3 protein-coding genes are annotated in these 2,997 nt (G+C 75.0%); all 3 read left to right on the top strand.

What is annotated here, in order from left to right:
* The first annotated feature begins 129 nt into the window (after nt 1-129).
* Nucleotides 130-543 carry a DUF3151 domain-containing protein gene (locus tag GPJ59_RS35110; protein ID WP_219672121.1) on the top strand — a complete coding sequence of 138 codons (414 nt, stop codon included), beginning with the start codon at nt 130-132 and terminating at the stop codon, nt 541-543.
* Nucleotides 544-740: 197 nt separating this feature from the next.
* Complete coding sequence (locus tag GPJ59_RS35115; RefSeq protein WP_219672123.1) at nt 741-1,589, top strand: tryptophan 2,3-dioxygenase; 849 nt, start codon at nt 741-743, stop codon at nt 1,587-1,589.
* Nucleotides 1,582-2,862: a kynureninase gene (gene kynU / locus GPJ59_RS35120; RefSeq protein WP_219672124.1), complete on the top strand. Its 1,281-nt coding sequence runs from the start codon at nt 1,582-1,584 to the stop codon at nt 2,860-2,862. The genes GPJ59_RS35115 and kynU overlap by 8 nt, the downstream gene beginning before the upstream one ends.
* The last annotated feature ends 135 nt before the right edge of the window (nt 2,863-2,997 follow it).

Consider the following 2,997-nt stretch of genomic DNA (forward strand, 5'->3'; position numbering starts at 1 on the left):
GCGCGGCTGAGGTGACGCACCGGCAGCGCCGCCCCGCGACCCGGGCGGTGCCGGCCGGGTCCGCCCGGGCCGCCGTCCGGGTCGCCGTCCGGGCCGCCGTCCGGGGCCGGGTGCAGCAGACTGGTGACCATGGCCATTCACGAGAACCTCCTCGGGGGACCCGCCCCGACCCACCTGCCCGACGACCCCGAGCCGCGCGCGGCGCTCGCCGCCGGCACCGACCCGGCGGAGGTGGCCGCGAAGTACCCGGCCTCCTCGCTCGCCTGGGCCCGCCTGGCGGACGACGCGTTCGAGGCGGGCCGGCCCGTCGAGTCGTACGCGTACGCCCGTACCGGCTACCACCGTGGTCTGGATGCCCTGCGCCGGGCCGGCTGGAAGGGCCACGGCCCGGTGCCGTGGGAGCACGAGCCGAACCGCGGCTTCCTGCGCGCCCTGCACGGGCTGGCGCGGGCCGCGCAGGCGATCGGTGAGCAGGAGGAGTACGAGCGCTGCACGACCTTCCTGCGCGATTCGTCCCCGACGGCGGCGGACACCCTGGGCTGACGCGACGCGACGCGCGGGGTCGGTGTCGTGCGGCGACGCGCGACACCGACACACCGCGGCCGGCGTGTGATGCCCGTCACTCCCGCCCCTTACGCGGCCCGCGGCGCGGCTTATGATGCGGGCAGGGGACCGGGGCTCCACTCACCCAGCAGGAAGGAGCGGACCGCTACCCGGAAGTACGTGTCGAGGAGACAGAAATGTCGCACGCCCTTGATGCCTCCGGAGCCGGCGGTTCGGACACCCCGAACCTCGACTTCGACGGCACCACGCCGTACGAGGACTACGTCCAGGCGGACGTCCTCACCCACCTCCAGCACCTGCGCTCGGACGATCCGGGCGAGATGGTCTTCCTGGTCACCACCCAGGTCATGGAGCTGTGGTTCACGGTCATCGTCCACGAGTGGGAGACCGCGGCCCGCGCCCTGCGCGAAGACCGGATCGATGTCGCGATGGACGCGCTGAAACGATCCGTCCGCGAGCTCGACGCCCTCAACGCCTCCTGGCGGCCGCTCGCCCAGCTCACCCCCGGCCAGTTCAACGCCTACCGCGGCGCCCTCGGCGAGGGCTCCGGCTTCCAGTCGGCGATGTACCGCCGCATGGAGTTCCTGCTCGGCGAGAAGTCTGCGTCCATGCTCGTACCGCACCGCGGCGCGCCGCGCGTGTACGCCGAGCTGGAGAAGGCGCTGCACGAGCCGAGCCTGTACGACGAGGTGCTGCGCCTGCTCGCGCGGCACGGCCTCGCCGTCCCGCAGGCGGTGCTGGAGCGCGACCTCTCGCAGCGCTACGAGCCGTCGCCCGAGGTCGAGGCGGTGTGGACCGCCCTGTACACCGAGCCCGGCGCGCACGGGGAGCTGGTGCGCCTCGGCGAGGCGCTCACCGACGTGGCGGAACTCGTCTGGCGCTGGCGCAACGACCACCTGGTCGCCACCCGCCGGGCGATGGGCGCGAAGACCGGCACCGGCGGCTCCGCCGGGGTGTCCTGGCTGGAGAAGCGGGCCCAGAAGAACGTCTTCCCCGAGCTGTGGACGGCGCGCAGCCATGTCTGACGCCACCGACGCCACCGACGCCACTGAGGCCGCTCGGGCCACCGACGCCACCGCCGTCGGCATACCGAGCACCGGCGACCCGGCACTCGCCGCACTCGCCGCCCGCGCCGCCGAACTCGACGCTGCCGACGACCTCGGCAAGCTGCGCGAGCGCTTCACCCTCCCCGACGGCGTCGTCTACCTCGACGGCAACTCGCTCGGCGCGCTCCCCGCGGGCGTCCCCGGCCGGGTCGCCGACGTGGTCGGCCGCGAATGGGGCGAGCTGCTCATCCGCTCCTGGGACGAGAGCGGCTGGTGGACCGCGCCCGAGCGGATCGGCGACCGGATCGCCCCGCTCGTGGGCGCCGCGGCCGGGCAGGTCGTGGTGGGCGACTCGACCAGCGTGAACCTCTTCAAGGCCCTGGTCGGCGCGGCGCGCCTGGCCGGTCCGGGACGGGGCGAGCTGCTGGTGGACGCCACCACCTTCCCCACCGACGGCTACATCGCGCAGTCCGCGGCCCGGATGACGGGCCTGCGGGTGGTCCCGGTCGAGCCGTCCGCCGTACCGGCGGCGCTCGGTCCGGACACCGCCGCGGTGCTGCTCAACCACGTCGACTACCGCACCGGGCGGCTGCACGACCTGCCCGCCCTCACCGCCGCCGTACGGGCCGCGGGCGCGGTCTCGGTGTGGGACCTGTGCCACAGCGCCGGCGCCCTGCCGGTGGACCTCGATGCGCACGGCGTCGACCTCGCGGTCGGTTGCACGTACAAGTACCTCAACGGAGGCCCGGGTTCGCCCGCGTACCTCTACATCGCCGAACGCCACCAGGCGGGCTTCGACTCCCCGCTGCCCGGCTGGAACTCGCACGCCGAGCCGTTCGCGATGCGCCCCGGCTACGAGCCGGCCGACGGGGCCGTACGCGGCCGCGTCGGCACCCCGGACATCCTGTCGATGCTCGCCCTGGAGGCGGCGCTCGACGCGTGGGACGGGGTGCGGATCGAGGACGTGCGCGCCAAGTCGCTGGCGCTGACGGACTTCTTCCTGGAGTGCGTCGAGGCGTACGTGCCGGCGGGGCGGGTGGAGCTGGTCACCCCGCGCGGGCACGCCGAGCGCGGCAGCCAGATCTCGCTGCGCACGGACGACGCGGCCGCGGTGATGCGCGAGCTCGTCGCGCGGGGCGTGGTCGGCGACTTCCGCAGCCCCGACGTGCTGCGCTTCGGGTTCACCCCGCTCTACGTCGGGTTCGCCGACGCGGAGCGGGCGGCCCGGACGCTGGGTCACGTTTACGGGTGATCGAGGTGCCGCCCCGGTCCCGTCGGGGCGGCACGCGGCACGGCAGGTGCAGGAACGTCACGGCGGCGGTCCCGCGCGGCGGTCGGGCGAGCGCTGCCCGGCCCGCCGCCGGGGCGCCGCCCTCCAGCAGGGCCC

This window comes from Streptomyces bambusae (assembly GCF_019400985.1).
GTDB classification, from domain to species: domain Bacteria; phylum Actinomycetota; class Actinomycetes; order Streptomycetales; family Streptomycetaceae; genus Streptomyces; species Streptomyces bambusae_A.

Excerpts from the sequence above, each read along its gene's own strand:
- GPJ59_RS35110 (WP_219672121.1), top strand. The coding sequence starts at position 130 with ATGGCCATTCACGAGAACCTCCTCGGGGGACCCGCCCCGACCCACCTG.
- GPJ59_RS35115 (WP_219672123.1), top strand. The coding sequence starts at position 741 with ATGTCGCACGCCCTTGATGCCTCCGGAGCCGGCGGTTCGGACACCCCG.
- kynU (WP_219672124.1), top strand. The coding sequence starts at position 1,582 with ATGTCTGACGCCACCGACGCCACCGACGCCACTGAGGCCGCTCGGGCC.